Origin of the sequence: Uliginosibacterium sp. sgz301328 (genome assembly GCF_041807905.1) — a bacterium.
In the GTDB taxonomy this organism is placed as follows: domain Bacteria; phylum Pseudomonadota; class Gammaproteobacteria; order Burkholderiales; family Rhodocyclaceae; genus JBGVSA01.
This window is the reverse complement of record NZ_JBGVSA010000001.1, coordinates 43,004-57,352: the sequence shown is the minus strand read 5'-3', so window position 1 is coordinate 57,352 and position 14,349 is coordinate 43,004. Positions and strand designations below refer to the sequence as shown.

Annotated in this window: 14 protein-coding genes; 4 read left to right on the top strand and 10 right to left on the bottom strand. The window is 65.6% G+C overall.

Features of this window, described 5'->3' with window-relative positions; all coding sequences use genetic code 11:
* Positions 1-47: 47 nt before the first annotated feature.
* The 4 genes from ACDA63_RS00260 to ACDA63_RS00245 form a co-directional block, all read right to left on the bottom strand.
* Positions 48-821, bottom strand: a complete 774-nt coding sequence (locus ACDA63_RS00260; protein ID WP_373661148.1) for an enoyl-CoA hydratase/isomerase family protein — start codon at positions 819-821, stop codon at positions 48-50.
* 13 nt (positions 822-834) lie between these two features.
* The gene (locus ACDA63_RS00255) at positions 835-1,683 is read right to left on the bottom strand and encodes a sugar phosphate isomerase/epimerase family protein (RefSeq protein WP_373661147.1); all 849 of its coding nucleotides are present in this window, start codon (positions 1,681-1,683) and stop codon (positions 835-837) included.
* A gap of 10 nt (positions 1,684-1,693) precedes the next feature.
* Positions 1,694-2,485, bottom strand: a complete 792-nt coding sequence (locus tag ACDA63_RS00250) for a 3-ketoacyl-ACP reductase (RefSeq protein WP_373661146.1) — start codon at positions 2,483-2,485, stop codon at positions 1,694-1,696.
* Between the two features lie 77 nt (positions 2,486-2,562).
* The gene (locus ACDA63_RS00245; protein WP_373661145.1) at positions 2,563-3,012 is read right to left on the bottom strand and encodes a MaoC family dehydratase; all 450 of its coding nucleotides are present in this window, start codon (positions 3,010-3,012) and stop codon (positions 2,563-2,565) included.
* Positions 3,013-3,304: 292 nt separating this feature from the next.
* Between ACDA63_RS00245 and ACDA63_RS00240 the strand changes: the two genes are divergently transcribed.
* A complete protein-coding gene (locus ACDA63_RS00240) occupies positions 3,305-3,940 on the top strand; it encodes a TetR/AcrR family transcriptional regulator (RefSeq protein WP_373661144.1) in 636 nt (211 codons plus the stop codon).
* A gap of 67 nt (positions 3,941-4,007) precedes the next feature.
* On the opposite strand, the gene ACDA63_RS00235 is transcribed toward ACDA63_RS00240, so the two are convergent.
* A complete protein-coding gene (locus tag ACDA63_RS00235; RefSeq protein ID WP_373661143.1) occupies positions 4,008-4,739 on the bottom strand; it encodes an MgtC/SapB family protein in 732 nt (243 codons plus the stop codon).
* Between the two features lie 105 nt (positions 4,740-4,844).
* On the opposite strand from ACDA63_RS00235, the gene ACDA63_RS00230 reads away from it, so the two are divergent.
* Complete coding sequence (locus tag ACDA63_RS00230; RefSeq protein WP_373661142.1) at positions 4,845-5,642, top strand: dienelactone hydrolase family protein; 798 nt, start codon at positions 4,845-4,847, stop codon at positions 5,640-5,642.
* Positions 5,643-5,689: 47 nt separating this feature from the next.
* Here the strand turns inward: ACDA63_RS00230 and ACDA63_RS00225 are convergent, their stop codons facing one another.
* Complete coding sequence (locus tag ACDA63_RS00225) at positions 5,690-7,009, bottom strand: hemolysin family protein (protein ID WP_373661141.1); 1,320 nt, start codon at positions 7,007-7,009, stop codon at positions 5,690-5,692.
* A gap of 206 nt (positions 7,010-7,215) precedes the next feature.
* Here ACDA63_RS00225 and ACDA63_RS00220 point away from each other — a divergent pair, with 206 nt between their 5' ends.
* Positions 7,216-8,796, top strand: coding sequence for an ABC transporter substrate-binding protein (locus ACDA63_RS00220; protein WP_373661140.1), 1,581 nt, complete (start codon positions 7,216-7,218; stop codon positions 8,794-8,796).
* A 215-nt stretch (positions 8,797-9,011) separates the two neighbouring features.
* On the top strand, positions 9,012-9,815 hold the full coding sequence (locus tag ACDA63_RS00215) for a class II glutamine amidotransferase (protein WP_373661139.1): 804 nt from the start codon (positions 9,012-9,014) through the stop codon (positions 9,813-9,815).
* A 12-nt stretch (positions 9,816-9,827) separates the two neighbouring features.
* On the opposite strand, the gene ACDA63_RS00210 is transcribed toward ACDA63_RS00215, so the two are convergent.
* The 4 genes from ACDA63_RS00210 to ACDA63_RS00195 form a co-directional block, all read right to left on the bottom strand.
* Positions 9,828-11,279, bottom strand: a complete 1,452-nt coding sequence (locus ACDA63_RS00210; protein WP_373661138.1) for an aldehyde dehydrogenase — start codon at positions 11,277-11,279, stop codon at positions 9,828-9,830.
* 20 nt (positions 11,280-11,299) lie between these two features.
* Complete coding sequence (locus tag ACDA63_RS00205) at positions 11,300-11,710, bottom strand: hypothetical protein (protein WP_373661137.1); 411 nt, start codon at positions 11,708-11,710, stop codon at positions 11,300-11,302.
* 14 nt (positions 11,711-11,724) lie between these two features.
* Positions 11,725-13,248 (bottom strand): FAD-dependent oxidoreductase, encoded by a 1,524-nt coding sequence (locus ACDA63_RS00200; protein ID WP_373661136.1) that lies wholly within the window; start codon positions 13,246-13,248, stop codon positions 11,725-11,727.
* A gap of 76 nt (positions 13,249-13,324) precedes the next feature.
* A complete protein-coding gene (locus ACDA63_RS00195; protein WP_373661135.1) occupies positions 13,325-14,326 on the bottom strand; it encodes an NAD-dependent epimerase/dehydratase family protein in 1,002 nt (333 codons plus the stop codon).
* Positions 14,327-14,349: the final 23 nt, after the last annotated feature.

Here is a 14,349-nt window from a genome sequence, read left to right as displayed (position 1 = left end):
GTATGTCCTGAGTGATCGGGCGCCAGGATGAGGGCGTGCCCCAATGCCTAGCGGTTGCGGTAGACCGGCGGGCGTTTGGCAAGGAATGCGGCCACGCCTTCGCGGCAGTCGTCGCTGGCGGCCGCCTGGGCCACGGCCCAGCCGTGCTGGTCGGCGGCGTCAGCGCGCATGCCGGCCAACAGATGCTTGACCAGCGCCATGGCGATGGGCCCGTTGCCGCATAGCGTTTCGACCCAAGCGTCGCACTGGGCCTGCAAGCTGGCCGCGTCGTCGACGAGCGCGGTGACCAGTCCCCAGTCCAGTGCCTGTTCGGCGGTGATGGCCTTGCCCAGCAAGGTCACGTGCGCTGCGCGCGCAGGCCCGATGAGTTCGGCCAGTCGCCGCACGCCGCCCCAGCCCGCGATCATGCCGAGTGAGACCTCCGGCGAGCCGAGCTTGGCGCGGCGTACGGCCACGCGCAGGTCTGCGGCCATGGCCAGTTCCAGACCACCGCCGAGGGTGTGGCCGTTGAGCAACGCGATGACCGGTTGCGGCAGGGCTGCGATGCGATTGAAGACTTCGATGCCGTAGCCGATCCACTCGCGGCCCATGTCGCACGGCGTGAGCGCGCCCCAGGCGGCGATGTCGCCACCGGTGCAGAAGAAGCGCTCTCCGGCGCCGCGCAGGACCACCGCGCGGATTTCCCTGTCGTGTTCAAGCGCGCGTGCCGCGTCATCGAGAAGACGCAGCATCGGCATGTCGATGGCGTTGCCCTTGTCCGGACGGTTGAGGAGGATGTCGACGTGCGCGGCGTGGCGCGTGACGATGATTTCGTCGCTCATGCGCGGATTCCTTTCAGCAGACGGTATGCAGGCGCTCGATGCAGGTATCGAGCACGTCGGTGGCGGGGCGCTTCCACCAATTGGCGGCGGAGAAGATTTCGACTTCCACCGCGCCGTCGTAGCCGGCGTCTTCCAGCCAGCCGCGAATGCGTTTGAGGTCGATGACGCCATCGCCCATCATTCCCCGGTCGAGTACGAGATCGTTGGTGGGCACCAGCCAGTCGGAGACGTGGTAGCCGAGCACGCGCCGGCCTTGCATGGCACGCACGATCTGCGACTGCAGCGCCGGGTCCCACCACACGTGATAGACGTCCACCGCCACGCCCAGGCCCTGGCCGCATGGATCGATCTCGTCGCACCAGTCCAGCGCCTGTCCCAGCGTGGACAGGCACGAGCGATCGGCGGCCGTCATCGGATGCAGAGGTTCGAGCGCCAGCGGCACCTTTGCTTTGCGGGCGTGCTCGAGCAGGGCGGCCACGCCGGTCTGGACCTGCTCGCGTGCGCCCGCGAGATCGCGGCTGCCGGCCGGGATTCCGCCGACGACGAGCACGAAGCAGGTGGCGCCCAGTTCAGCGGCGTCATCAACGGCGCGCATGTTGTCTTCCAGCGCCGCGCGGCGGCCGGCTTCGTCGGTATGGGTGAAGTAGGTGGAACGGCAATAGCCGCTCACGCCGATGTTGGCCGTCCGCAACCGCGCGGCGACGCGCGCGACGCTGTGGCCTTCCAGGTCGCGGCGCCAGGGCGCGATGGCGCCGATGCCGCGTTGCTGGCACAGATCGATGACGGCATCGATGTCGATACGGTGCCCGAAAGTGGCCGTGTTGATGGACAGGCACTCAGGCGTGGTCGCGAGATCGCGCATGGCCTGTCTCCTAGAAGTGAGGCAGGGTCAGGCCGCCGCCAATGGTGACCGCCTGGCCGACGGTGTAGCAGAGCTGCCCTTGCGCCATGGCATTGACCGTGGAGGCAATGTCCGCCGGATAACCCCAGCGCTTCATCGGCACGATGCCTTCCGCGATGAGTTTGTCATAGCGTGCCTTGACCGGTTTGGTCATGTCGGTTTCGATGATGCCGGGGCGGATTTCGTACACGCCGATGTCGTGCTCGGCCAGGCGCAGCGCGAACAGCTTGGTGGTCATGCTCGATGCTGTCTTTGAAATGCAGTACTCGGCGCGGGTGATCGCCAGCGCTTCGACGTTGCACGAGGTGACGTTCACGATGCTGCGATGCTGGTCGCCGATCTGGCCTTGTTCGAGCATGTGGCGCGCCACGCGCTGGCACAGGAAGAACACCGCCTTGGTATTGACGTCGATGCAGAAGTCGAAGCTCTCCGGCGTGGCATCGAGCATGTCGCCGCGCTGCTTGACGGTAACGCCGGCGTTATTGATCCAGCAGTCGATGCGGCCCCAGCGGTGCAGCGCCGCAGCGACCAGCGCCTCGTGGGTGGCCAGGTCCGCCACGTCGCAGGCATGGATGGCGACGTCGGCCCCATGCGCGCGCAATTCGTCGGCCGTTGCCTGGAGTGCCGCGCGGTCGGTATCGGTCGGCAGATCGTTGATCAGGACGTTGAAGCCGGATTGCGCCAGGCGCAGGGCGCAGCCTTTGCCGATGCCGCGCGCCGAACCGGTGATGACGGCGACGGGTTTGCTCGAGAGTGTGGTCATTGTTTCGATCCTTGTCGGTACAAAAGAGGTGAGAGACGCTGCCCCCGCTCGCGATTGCCATGTCGGGGGTGTGTTGTTCATTGGCGGTGTCCGTCGGCGGCGACCCACTTGAGGATGTGCTCGGCCGCCGTCACTTCGTCGCCGTGCTGGTTGGTGATGACGATGCGGGCGCGGCTGCGGCGCGTGTCGACGTCGACTTCGGTCACGGTGTAGCGCACGGTGATGGTGTCGCCGATGCACACGGCCTTCAGAAAACGGACGCGGTCGTAGCCCAGCGAGACGGGCGTTTCGTTCAGGCCCAGGTCGACGGCCTGTTCGACGATCCGCGTGGAGGTGTTGGACATGTATCCGACCAGCAGCGCACCGTGGGCGATACGTTTGCCGTAGCGCGTGGCAGCCATGGCGTGTTCATTGACGTGGTTGGCGTGCATGTCGCCGGTGATGCCGGCAAAGAGATAGACGTCGCTTTCGCTCACGGTCTTGGAAAAACTCACCGTGTCGCCGGGTTTGAGATAGAACGCATGCATAAGGACTCCGGGTTGCGTCAATCGAAGCAGGGTGGTCTCGTTGTCTAATAACTAACCGGTTGGTTGATTAGAGGTCATGGCTCACCCGCCTGTCAAAAGCCAAACAGCGCTCGGTTGATAGGTGTCAATATGCTGGGGAAGGTACTTAGCCGGCTTGCCGTTCGACGCCGCGCGCTCTAAAGTGCCGTGCCGGGACCGGCCTTCCTGCCTGGACCACGAAACGTTGCGTGGTATGTGAGCCCGTCTTGCCCGCCTTCGATGGCGTGCGTCATTCGATTTCGAGCGAGTACCGATGGACGAGAAGAAGCCGCCGCGCAAGCGCGACGCAGAAGTCACCAAGGCCAAGATCATGCGGGCGGCGCAGACGGAGTTCGCCGCCAAGGGTTTCGACGGTGCGCGCGTGGACGCCATCGCCGAACTGGCTGACGTCAACAAGCTGATGCTGTACCACTATTTCGGCAACAAGGACGAATTGTTCGGGACGGTGCTGGAAGCCGTGTTCAGCGATTTCCGCGTGCACGAAGCGCGGCTCGCGCTGGACCATTTGCCGGCCGACGAGGCGATCCTCGAACTGGTGGAATTCACCTGGCGCTACTACCTGAAGAATCCGGATTTCATCCGGCTGCTGAGCAACGAGAATCTGCTCGAGGCGCGCCACCTCAAACAGTCCCCCAACATCGGCCACATCAACACGCATCACCACAAGTGCATGGCCGAACTGGTCCGTCGAGGCATCGAAGAGGGCACGGTGCGGGCCGACATCGAGCCCAAGCGCATCAACATCTGCATTGCGGCGCTCGGCTTCTTCTACCTCATCAACCGGCATTCGCTGTCGGTGACCTACGCCTGCAACACGACTTCGCCGAAGGAACTGAAGGAACACCTGGCGGTGATGAAGGACATCATCGCGCGCTGGATCAGGCCATAGCGCGTACTAGTCCCGGCAACGTTGCGCGGAAGGTGAGGTTTCAACGTCCTCGCCTCGCCGCGCGCGCTCAGTTGCTATGTTCGTCCAGCGCCACCTGGCGCACATTGGGCCGCGCACGCAGGGCATCCACGACGCGCGCGGCATCGCGGTTGTCGCAGTGGGTGAGGGTGATGCGCAGTTCCTCTTCATCGCCGTGCGGATCGCTGCGCAATGTCATGCCCCGCTGCTTGAGACCGGCGTCGTCGAGCATCGCCTGTACTTGTTCCGTCGTCAGACTGCCGCGTGCGTAATTGACCGTCAGCGTCTGGTCGTGACGATTTCCACGCATGTGGGCTTCCAGCGGTTTGATCAGCACCAGGATGATGAGGATCAGCACCGTGGCGCCGATCGCGGCCACGTACATGCCTCCGCCCGCCGCCAGCCCGACCGCCGCCACGCTCCACAGGCTCGCGGCGGTCGTCAGGCCATGCACGATCTGTCGACGCAGCATGATCGTGCCCGCACCCAGGAAACCGATGCCGCTGACGACCTGCGAGGCGACGCGGGACACGTCCAGGCGTACCTCTCCGGCCTGGTGCAGGGCATCCGAAAAGCCATAGGCGGACACCAGCATGAAAAGCGCGGAGCCGGTTGCCACCAGCATATGCGTGCGCAATCCAGCCGCCCAGGCGAGGCGTTCGCGGTCGATGCCGATGAGCGCGCCCAGGCCCGCGGCGAGCGCGAGGCGCAACAGCAGTTCGGTGTGCGAAATCATGATGGTCGTGTCCGGGTGCGATTGCGCGATCTTAGTCCTGTTCATCGGATTGCGTCGGCCATGGGACGTTTTGCCGGCCGTGCGAGCGCGGCGCTATGATGCCGGACGGCCGCGCGCTGCGGCTACCTCAAACAAGATCGAGAGCGTCCCATGACCCCAGAGCAGAACAAGGGCTTCGCCGCGGCCACTCCGCCGCAGGCAACCGTGATCCATACCGACGAAGCGGGCCTGTCGTGCCGCGATGTGACCATCGATTCGAAGGGCGATCGCCTGCCGGCCTACGTCGCCATGCCGCAAGGGACGGGCCCGCACCCGGTGGTGATCGTGGTGCAGGAGATCTTCGGCGTCCACGAACATATCCGCGACGTGGCGCGCCGCCTGGCCCATATCGGCTACATGGCGGTGGCGCCGGAGCTGTACGTACGGCAGGGCGACCCGCGCACCGTTTCATCGACCGAAGAATTGCGCGAAAAGATCGTCTCCCGTGTGCCCGACGAGCAGGTATTCGACGATCTGGATGCGACGCTAGACTGGGCGGTCGCCAACGGCGGCGACGAATCGCGCCTGGCGCTGACCGGCTTTTGCTGGGGCGGTCGCATTGCGTGGTTGTACGCGGCCCGCCAGCCGCGCCTGAAGGCGGCCGTGGCGTGGTACGGAAAACTGGTGGGGCCGATCAATGCCATCACCACACGCCAGCCACTGGACGTGGCCATCGGCATACAGATTCCGGTGTTGGGCCTCTACGGCGCCGAAGATGCCGCCATTCCGCTCGATACCGTGGCGGAGATGCGGCAAGGGTTGGTGACCGGGGGCAGTCCGTCGGAAATCATCGTCTACCCGGGCGCCGGGCATGCGTTCTACGCGGATTACCGGCCGAGCTACCACGCGGTGTCCGCCGAGGACGGGTGGCGTCGCCTGCGCGAGTGGTTCGCGCGCTGGGTGGGCTGAGTGCGAGAAGCACGGCGCCGGCGTGGCGCCGTGTCGTCCGGCCGGAGTTATTCGTCCGAGTCGAACAGGGTGTGCGTACCTTCGGGCGGTGCGATCCGCATGGCCAGCACCTTGTCGATGCGCTTGGCGTCCATGTCGACGACTTCGAACTTCCAGTCGTCCCACACCACGCTGTCGCCCGTGCGCGGCACGCGGCCCAGCAGCAACATCAGCATGCCGGACAGCGTGTGGTAGCGATTGCGCTCTTCTTCCGGCACGTCCTTCAGTTCCAGCCGGTCTTTCAGCTCGGGCACCGGGATCAGGCCGTCGAGCAGCCATGAGCCGTCTTCGCGTTGCACGGCCCATGCGTCGTCGACGTCGCGCGGCGTGAACTCGCCGGTGACGGCTTCGAGCAGGTCCTGCAGGGTGACCAATCCTTCGATTTCACCGTACTCATCGATGACAAAGGCCATCTGGATGTTGTTGATGCGGAAGTTCTCCAGCAATTCCATGCCGGTCAGCGTCTCGGGTACGAACACGCAGGGCGACAGGTTGCGCGAAAGGTCGGGCCGCTCGCCACGCAGTGTCTGCGCAAGGATCTGCTTGGCATGCACTACGCCCAGCAGGTTGTCCAGGCCGCCGCGGCAGACCGGGAAGCGTGAATGTTCCGATTCGGACAGCAGGCGCAGGTTTTCTTCCACCGGGTGGGAGACGTCCAGCACCACCATGTCGGAGCGCGGGATCATCAACGAGCCGAGCTGGCGGTCATCCAGCCGGAATACGTTGCGCAGCATCTCGTGCTGGTGATGTTCGATGGCGCCGGTTTCCGAGCCTTCTTCGATGAGCGCGTGGATTTCTTCTTCGGTCACGCCGGTGTTGGTGTTCTGCCGAACGCCCATGATGCGCAGCAAGGCATGCGTCGAGCCCGACAGCAGCAGCACGAAGGGGCGGGTGATCTGCGCGAGGACCTGCATGGGGCGGGCCACCAGGCGCGCGATGTTCTCGGGCGCGATCTGCCCCAGCCGCTTGGGCACCAGTTCGCCGATCACGATCGACAGGTACGTCACCACGACCACCACCAGCGTGGTGCCGAGGATGCGCGCCCCCCGGTCGGCCATGCCCAGTTCGCGCAGCCAGTTGGCGAGCGGCTCGGCCAGCACCGATTCACCGACGATACCGTTGAGGATGCCGATGGAGGTAATGCCGATCTGGATGGTGGACAGGAACCCGGTCGGGTCCTGGCCGATCTTGAGTGCCACGGCTGCCGCCGTGTCGCCATCGGATGCGAGTTTCATGAGACGCCCGCGCCGCGCTGCGACGAGCGCGATTTCGGACATTGCAAAGAGGCCGTTGATCAGGATGAGGCCAATCAGCAGCAGGATTTCCATGGATGGGGCAGGGCGTGCGCCCGTCGAGCGGGCAAGAGCGGGCAATCATACCGTATTCGTGCAAAAGGCCCGCGTGACAGGCTGCCGCGCATAACGAAAGACTTGCCGGTTCTATCGACTGCGCGCTGCGCAGGCTATATTTCCGTCATCTGTGTGCAATGCGGCAAATTCGCCGCTTGCGTTCATTGTCTGGATAAGGAGCTTGCATGGCGTTCTGGTTGCGCGGGATTCGCATCATGGCGGCCGCTGCGTTCAGCGGTCTGGTGTTGTCAGCAGCGGGTACGGCCACGGCGGCCGACCTGAAGATCGGCCTGGGAGCGGACGTTTCGTCACTCGATCCGCATTTCGTGAATATCGCGCCCAACATCGCGTTCTCGCAGCATGTGTTCGACGCGCTCGTGCACATCGACGCCGACGGGCACTACGAACCCGGCCTGGCGACGTCGTGGAAGCCGATCGATGCGACAACGTGGGAATTCAAGCTCCGCCGGGGCGTCAAGTTCCATGACGGCAGCAACTTCACGGCCGACGATGTAGTGTTCTCGCTTGACCGCCCGGCCACGCTCACCAACAGCCCGGGGCCATTCACGAGTTATACCAAGCAGATCGTCTCTAAGCAGATCGTCGATCCTTACACCGTGCGCCTCAAGACGGCCACGCCGTACGGACCGCTGCCGCTGGACATCAACACCATTTTCATCGTGTCGAAGAAGGCGGCCGAAAAGGCCAGCACGGACGACTTCAACAGCGGCAAGGCGATGATCGGCACCGGCCCGTTCAAGTTCGTCAGCTTCAGGCGCGGTGAATCCATCGAACTGGCGCGCAACGACAGCTACTGGGGGCCAAAGCCGGCGTGGGAGCACGTGACCTTCCGCATCCTCACCAATGACGCTGCACGTACCGCTGCACTGCTGGCGGGCGACGTCGACGCCATCGAGAACGTTCCGACCGCCGACATCGCGCGGCTGAAGGGCAACGCCAAGATTCACCTGGAGCAGCGTGCGTCGTGGCGCACGATCTTCTGGCACCTGGACCAGTTCCGCGACAACTCGCCGTACGTGACCGACAAGGCCGGCAAGCCGCTGGCGAAAAATCCGCTCAAGGACCTGCGCGTCCGCCAAGCCATCTCCAAGGCCATCAATCGCCAGGCGCTGGTCGAGCGCACCATGGAAGGGCTCGCCACGCCCGCTTCCAATATCGTTGCGCCCGGCATCCTCGGGCATGACGATTCGCTCAAGGTCGAAGCCTACGACGTGGCGGGCGCCAAAAAGCTGCTGGCGGATGCCGGCTATCCGGACGGATTCGCCATCACGCTGCACGGGCCCAACAATCGCTACATCAATGACGAGCAGATCGTGCAGACCACCGCGCAGTTGCTGACGCGCATCGGCATCCAGGCCAAGGTCGAAACGCTGCCGCTGGCAACGTACTTCGGCAAGGCGCGGGCGTCCGAATACAGCATGTCGCTGCTGGGATGGGGGTCGTTGGCGGGGGATTTCGCGCTGCGCTCGCTGCTGGGCACGCCCAACCCGGACACCGGCTGGGGGACGTGGAACTGGGGCAAGTACAGCAACCCCAAGCTCGATCAGTTGATCGCGGCGTCGCTGGCGTCGGTGGATGACAAAAAGCGTGCGGAAATCGCACGCCAGGCGGCGAACGTGGCGCTCAAGGATTACGCGCTGATTCCGTTGCATCACCAATACGCCACGTGGGCGATGAAGAAGGGCGTGCGCTACAAGGCACGCATCGACGAATTCACCTTCGCGCAGCAGTTCTCGCCGGAGTGAGCGTTTTCCGACGAGCAGTGAATTTTTGAATCGGACGCAGGGCGCGCCACCCGGTGCGCCCTGCGCGGGACGACAATGGCGCCTGTGCGGGTGGTCACGCGCAAACGCGCACCGTGGTCGGCGAACAGGCGCCGACGCGAATATGGAGACACGACTTTCCTGGCTTTAGGAGGCTGTTTCACCGCGAAACAGGTTCCAGAACAGGCTGCAATAAGATGTGCCAACTTTTGGGCATGAACTGCAATAAGCCGGCGGCGATTACCTTCTCTTTCGAAGGGTTCTGCCGGCGGGGCGGGATGACGGGCGAGCACGCCGACGGGTGGGGCATCGCCTTTTTCGAGGATCGCGGCTGCCGCCTGTTCATCGACGAGCAGGCGTCCTGCCGCTCGCCGCTGGCGGAGATGATCCGCAGTTATCCGATCAAATCGCGCAACGTCATCGCCCACATTCGCAAGGCCACGCAAGGCGTGGTGTCGCTCCAGAATTGCCACCCCTTCCAGCGCGAACTCTGGGGGCGGCATTGGATCTTCGCGCACAACGGCGACCTCAAGGAATTCCGCCCCCAGCTCTCGGGCCTGTATACGCCGGTCGGCGATACCGACTCCGAGCGCGCCTTCTGCTTTCTCATGCAGCACCTGCGCGCGCGCTTTGGCGACACGCCGCCGGCCTTGCCGGCCCTGTACGAAGCGTTGCAGGAATTCTCGGCGACGGTCGCCGCGCACGGCGTGTTCAACTACATGCTGTCCAATGGCGAAGCGCTCTTCGCGCATTGCTCCACGCATCTGCATTACGTCGTGCGCCAGTCGCCGTTCACGTCGGCGCGTCTCGTCGATTGCGATCTTTCCATCGACTTCAACCAGCACAACCATCTGGATGACCGCATCTGCGTGATTGCCACGCAACCGCTCACCAGCGACGAGGTCTGGCATGCATTCGCGCCGGGCGAACTCAAACTGTTCGTCGGCGGACACCCGTCGGACGGCACTGTGCGTGCGCCGCTCAGCGCCATCGCGATCTGAGCGGGCGCGCTTTCAGAATGGGTACTGACGGGGCGTCGTCTGCAGCGTGATCCAGCGTGTCTCGGTGAACGCGTCGATGCCATTCTTGCCGCCAAAGCGACCGTAACCGGACGATTTCACCCCGCCGAAAGGCATCTGGGCTTCGTCGTGCACGGTTGGACCATTCACGTGGCAGATGCCCGACTCTATACGCGAGGCGACCTGCCAGGCACGCGCCACGTCGCGCCCGAACACTGCTGCAGACAAGCCGAACTCGCTGTCGTTGGCGCAGGCGACGGCCTCGTCCGCGCCGCGTACGCGCACGACGGCTTTCACCGGGGCGAAGGTCTCTTCGCGGAAGATTTCCATGTCGGGCGTGACGCGGTCGAGCAGGGTCGCCGGCATGAGCGTGTCGCTGGCACGGCCGCCGCACACCAGGACCGCGCCGCGCGCCAGAGCGTCATCGATGAGCGCATTGCAGCGCTCCACCGTCGTCATATCGACGACCGAGCCGAGTACCACGGGCCCTTTGCGCGGATCGCCCAGCGGCAGGCTGGCGGCCTTGTCGGCCAGGCGGGCGACGAAGGTGTCGGCAATCGACTCATCGACGATGATGCGTTCGGTCGACATGCAGATCTGCCCCGAGTTGGCGAACGCGCCGAATGCGGCCGCCGCCACCGCAGCGTCGATGTCGGCGTCGTCCAGTACCACGAAGGGCGCCTTGCCGCCCAGTTCCAGCAAAACCGGTTTGAGATGGCGCGCACAGGTCTGTGCCACCAGGCGGCCCACGCGCGTGGAGCCGGTGAAGTTCACGCGCCGCACCGCTGGATGCGCGACCATGGCTTCGACGACGGCACCGGCATCCTGCGGCGCATTGGTCACGTAATTGACCACGCCGGCGGGCAGGCCCGCTTCAAGCAGCGCTTCGATGATCAGGCCGTGCGTGGCTGGGCACAGCTCCGAGCCCTTGAACACCACCGTGTTGCCGCAGGCCAGCGGCGTGGCAAGCGCACGCACGCCGAGGATGATGGGCGCATTCCAGGGCGCGATGCCGACCACCACGCCGGCCGGGCGACGCACCGCCATGGCAACGCTGCCGGGCACATCGGAGGGAATCACCTCACCGTTGATCTGCGTGGTCAGCGCAGCGGCCTCCAGCAACATGCCGGCTGCCAGATGCACGTTGAAACCGGCCCAGATCGCGGACGCGCCGGTCTCGGCCGCCATCGCCGCCGTGAAAGCCTCGGCGCGTGCTTCGAGCGCGGCGGACGCCTTCATCAGCAGCGCGCGGCGCTCGTTCGGCCCCATCGCTGCCCATGCGGGGAACGCCTGCGCGGCGGCATCGACGGCCCGGCGTGCGTCGTCCGTGGTTGCCGCTGGCGCACGCGAAGCCACGCTGTGATCCAGCGGATTGCGCCGCTCGAAGGTAGCGCCGCCAGTCGCGGCACCGCGCTCGCTGCCGATGATGAGTTGAATGTCCTGCATGTGGAGTCTCCTGTTTGAATTCAGACGGCAGCACCGTCCAGCGTATTGGGGGCGGCAGCGCCCAGGTCGGCGCGCTGGAGGGCCGCATCGTCGCGCATTCTGCGCGCCCTGGCGAACAGCCCGCGGCACATGAGCAGCGGCGGCAGGATCGCCGGCTGCGATACCAATGCGTAGCCCTTGCTCGATTCATGTGCGTGTGCGTATGCGTGGCGCGGCCGAGCACCGAACATCAGGTTGTCGCGGACCGCCAATTCGCCGAACTGGCCGCGTCCTTCGGGTACCAGGGCAAGGGCTGCATCGACGATACGATGCCCCGGCAAGCGTGAGAGTTCAACACCGTCGAGCGCAATGCTCACGGTCGGTTGCCGCCCAACCATGGCGCCCTGCGCCTTGAGCGGCGGGCTTTTGCCAGCGCCATTGGCGCCGGGCATGACGATCTCGCCGCCTAGCTGGACGGAGACGCGCGCTCCAGTTCGAATTCCGCTTTCAGTCCATCGAGATCGCGCCCGATGGTGGCTACCGCGAGCGTGCGGCCATCGCGCTTGTAGCGCACCTGCGCGTTGGCGTCGCTGATGACGCCGTCGACTTCGATCGCATCCCAGCCCTCGGCGTGGCCGACGTAGTGGATCATGACGTCGTAATGCTGGCTCCAGAAGAAAGGCACCGCGTCGAATACTTCCTGGCGCCCGAGCATATTGCGTGCGGCGACCTGCCCCTGTCGCGTGGCGACGACCCAGTGCTCCACGCGCATGCGCTCGCCTGTGTGCGGATCGGGCCAGCGCGCGATATCGCCCGCAGCGTAGACGCCGGGCGCGCTGGTCTGCAGGTGAGCGTCGACCGACACGCCGCGTTCGACGGCAAGCCCCGCCTGTTCGGCGAGCGCTGTCGCCGGGCGTACGCCAACGCCGAGCACGATGAGATCCGCATCGATGGTGTCGCCATTGGCCAGCGTGGCGACGGTGCCGTCCATGCGGGCAACGGTGGTGCCAAGGTGAAAGACCACGCCGTGCGCTTCGTGCAGAGCCTGTACGAAACGACCGATGTCCTCGCCCATCACGCGCTGCATCGGCACGCTATCCGGCGCCACGACGTGGACCTCGACGCCACGCTCGCGCAGTGAGGCGGCAACCTCCAGACCAATGAAACTGGCACCGACGACAATCGCACGCTGCGCCTGCGTGACCTGCGCGACGATGGCGCGGTTGTCCGCCACGCTGCGCAGCACGTGCACGCGCGCGGGGTCGGCGCCGGGAATCTCCAGTCGAACCGGCTCGGCGCCGGTGGCAAGCAGCAGCGCGCCATATGGCAATCGGTTGCCATCGGAAAGCGCGACGGTGCGCGCCCCGGTATCGATCGCGGTGACGCGCAGGCCGCGCAGCAGTTCGATGCGCTGGTCCGCGTAGGCCTGTGCCGGGCGCAGGTAGATCCACTCTTCGGGCGCGGTACCGGCGAGATTGTCCTTCGACAGGTTGGGGCGATCGCAGGGCAGGGTTTCTTCGGCGCACACCATGGTGACCGGGCCTTTGTAGCCTTCGCGACGCAGCATGTCGGCACACGCAAAGCCGGCAGCACCGCCGCCCACGATGACCACCGACGTCGGGGGCGCAGGGATATTCTCGCGCAGCGTCTGCGACGTCATGCGCTCGCCGACGAATACCGTGCCGTCGCCATGCTCCACGCGCCAGCACGGCAGCGGATCGAAAGCCGGGGCGCGGACCGCTTCGCCGGTGGCCAGATCGAAGCTCGCATGGTGCAGGGGGCAGCGGATGGTGCAGTCGACCACCAGTCCCTTGACCAGATGTTCGTGGTAGTGGCTGCACAGTGCGCCGATGGCAAAGAAGCGCGTGCCGCTGCGCACCAGGATTGCCTCTTCGCCGTCGACCTGTCCGGCGACGATGGCCCCGTCTTCGAGTTCATCGACGGGAATACCTGCGCGCAGGTCGCGCGGTGACGCAGCTTGCTCGGCCATGATGCCCTCTAGCCCGGAACGGATATGACAATTGTCGCCCCCGTCCCGGGGACTTTCCACTGGCCGGGTGGGTGTATCACCAGGAGACCAGCGAGGCCGTCGGAGGTCTCGTTGCGGCCGGCGGAAGGCAGCCGATACCGCGCAGGGTCGCTTCGACCGCCTCGTCCAGCGGCGTGCGCGGCTCGTGTCCGAGAAAGTCGACCAGGCGTGTGTTGTCCAGGCGGACCGGCGTGCGCCACAGGTAGCGCATTTCCAGCAGCTCGCGAAAGGTGGCATTGAACGGCGCGGCAAGGCCCAGCGCCCACCACGGAAAGCCGCCGATGCGCGGTGCTGTGCCGGTCCGGGCCGTCACCACGCGGGCGATGGCCTGCGCCATTCCCTGGCCGTCCGTATCCCAGTAGCCCGCCAGGTGGAAGCGTGCGAAGGCGGGCAGCTCATCGCGCCGGCCGAGCAGGGCGGCGACAACGCGGGCGACGTCGGGCAGGTAGGCCCATTGGTGGCCGATCCCTGCGACGGCCGGATTCGCGATGCGCTGGACTGGCCGTCCGGCGCTGATCATTCCCTGCGAAAACCAACTGTTGCCGGGGCGCGGGCCGAAGAAGTCCCCGGCGCGGACGATCAGGGCGCGACCGCCATCGCCGGCAAATGCATGCAGGCGATCTTCCATCGCCACGCGGATAGCGCCCTTACGCGTGCGCGGGCGTTGCGGCGCGTCCTCGTCGATGAGGGGGAGCGCGTCGGGACCGTAGTTGTAGATCGTGCCCGGCAGGACGATCAGCGCGCCTGCTCGACGGGCCGCGGCGATGGTGTTGTCGAGCATGGGCAGCACGAGTTCGCCCCAGCGACGATAGCCCGGTGGATTGACGGCATGGACGATGACATCGCAGTCGTGCGATGCGCGCATGACCGCAGAAGCGTCCAGCGCATCGCCCCTGATCCACTCCAGGCCGTCGGCGTGTCGGGGCGCGTTTCGGCTCAGGGCGCGGACACGCCAGCCTGTCGCTTGCAGTTGTCGTGCGATTTCGCCACCGATGCCTCCGGTAGCGCCCAGAATCAGTGCGCGGTTTGTGGGGTTCATGTGACGCTCCGTCGGAAAAACAT

Excerpts from the sequence above, each read along its gene's own strand:
- ACDA63_RS00260 (WP_373661148.1), bottom strand. The coding sequence starts at position 821 with ATGAGCGACGAAATCATCGTCACGCGCCACGCCGCGCACGTCGACATC.
- ACDA63_RS00255 (WP_373661147.1), bottom strand. The coding sequence starts at position 1,683 with ATGCGCGATCTCGCGACCACGCCTGAGTGCCTGTCCATCAACACGGCC.
- ACDA63_RS00250 (WP_373661146.1), bottom strand. The coding sequence starts at position 2,485 with ATGACCACACTCTCGAGCAAACCCGTCGCCGTCATCACCGGTTCGGCG.
- ACDA63_RS00245 (WP_373661145.1), bottom strand. The coding sequence starts at position 3,012 with ATGCATGCGTTCTATCTCAAACCCGGCGACACGGTGAGTTTTTCCAAG.
- ACDA63_RS00240 (WP_373661144.1), top strand. The coding sequence starts at position 3,305 with ATGGACGAGAAGAAGCCGCCGCGCAAGCGCGACGCAGAAGTCACCAAG.
- ACDA63_RS00235 (WP_373661143.1), bottom strand. The coding sequence starts at position 4,739 with ATGAACAGGACTAAGATCGCGCAATCGCACCCGGACACGACCATCATG.
- ACDA63_RS00230 (WP_373661142.1), top strand. The coding sequence starts at position 4,845 with ATGACCCCAGAGCAGAACAAGGGCTTCGCCGCGGCCACTCCGCCGCAG.
- ACDA63_RS00225 (WP_373661141.1), bottom strand. The coding sequence starts at position 7,009 with ATGGAAATCCTGCTGCTGATTGGCCTCATCCTGATCAACGGCCTCTTT.
- ACDA63_RS00220 (WP_373661140.1), top strand. The coding sequence starts at position 7,216 with ATGGCGTTCTGGTTGCGCGGGATTCGCATCATGGCGGCCGCTGCGTTC.
- ACDA63_RS00215 (WP_373661139.1), top strand. The coding sequence starts at position 9,012 with ATGTGCCAACTTTTGGGCATGAACTGCAATAAGCCGGCGGCGATTACC.
- ACDA63_RS00210 (WP_373661138.1), bottom strand. The coding sequence starts at position 11,279 with ATGCAGGACATTCAACTCATCATCGGCAGCGAGCGCGGTGCCGCGACT.
- ACDA63_RS00205 (WP_373661137.1), bottom strand. The coding sequence starts at position 11,710 with ATGCCCGGCGCCAATGGCGCTGGCAAAAGCCCGCCGCTCAAGGCGCAG.
- ACDA63_RS00200 (WP_373661136.1), bottom strand. The coding sequence starts at position 13,248 with ATGGCCGAGCAAGCTGCGTCACCGCGCGACCTGCGCGCAGGTATTCCC.
- ACDA63_RS00195 (WP_373661135.1), bottom strand. The coding sequence starts at position 14,326 with ATGAACCCCACAAACCGCGCACTGATTCTGGGCGCTACCGGAGGCATC.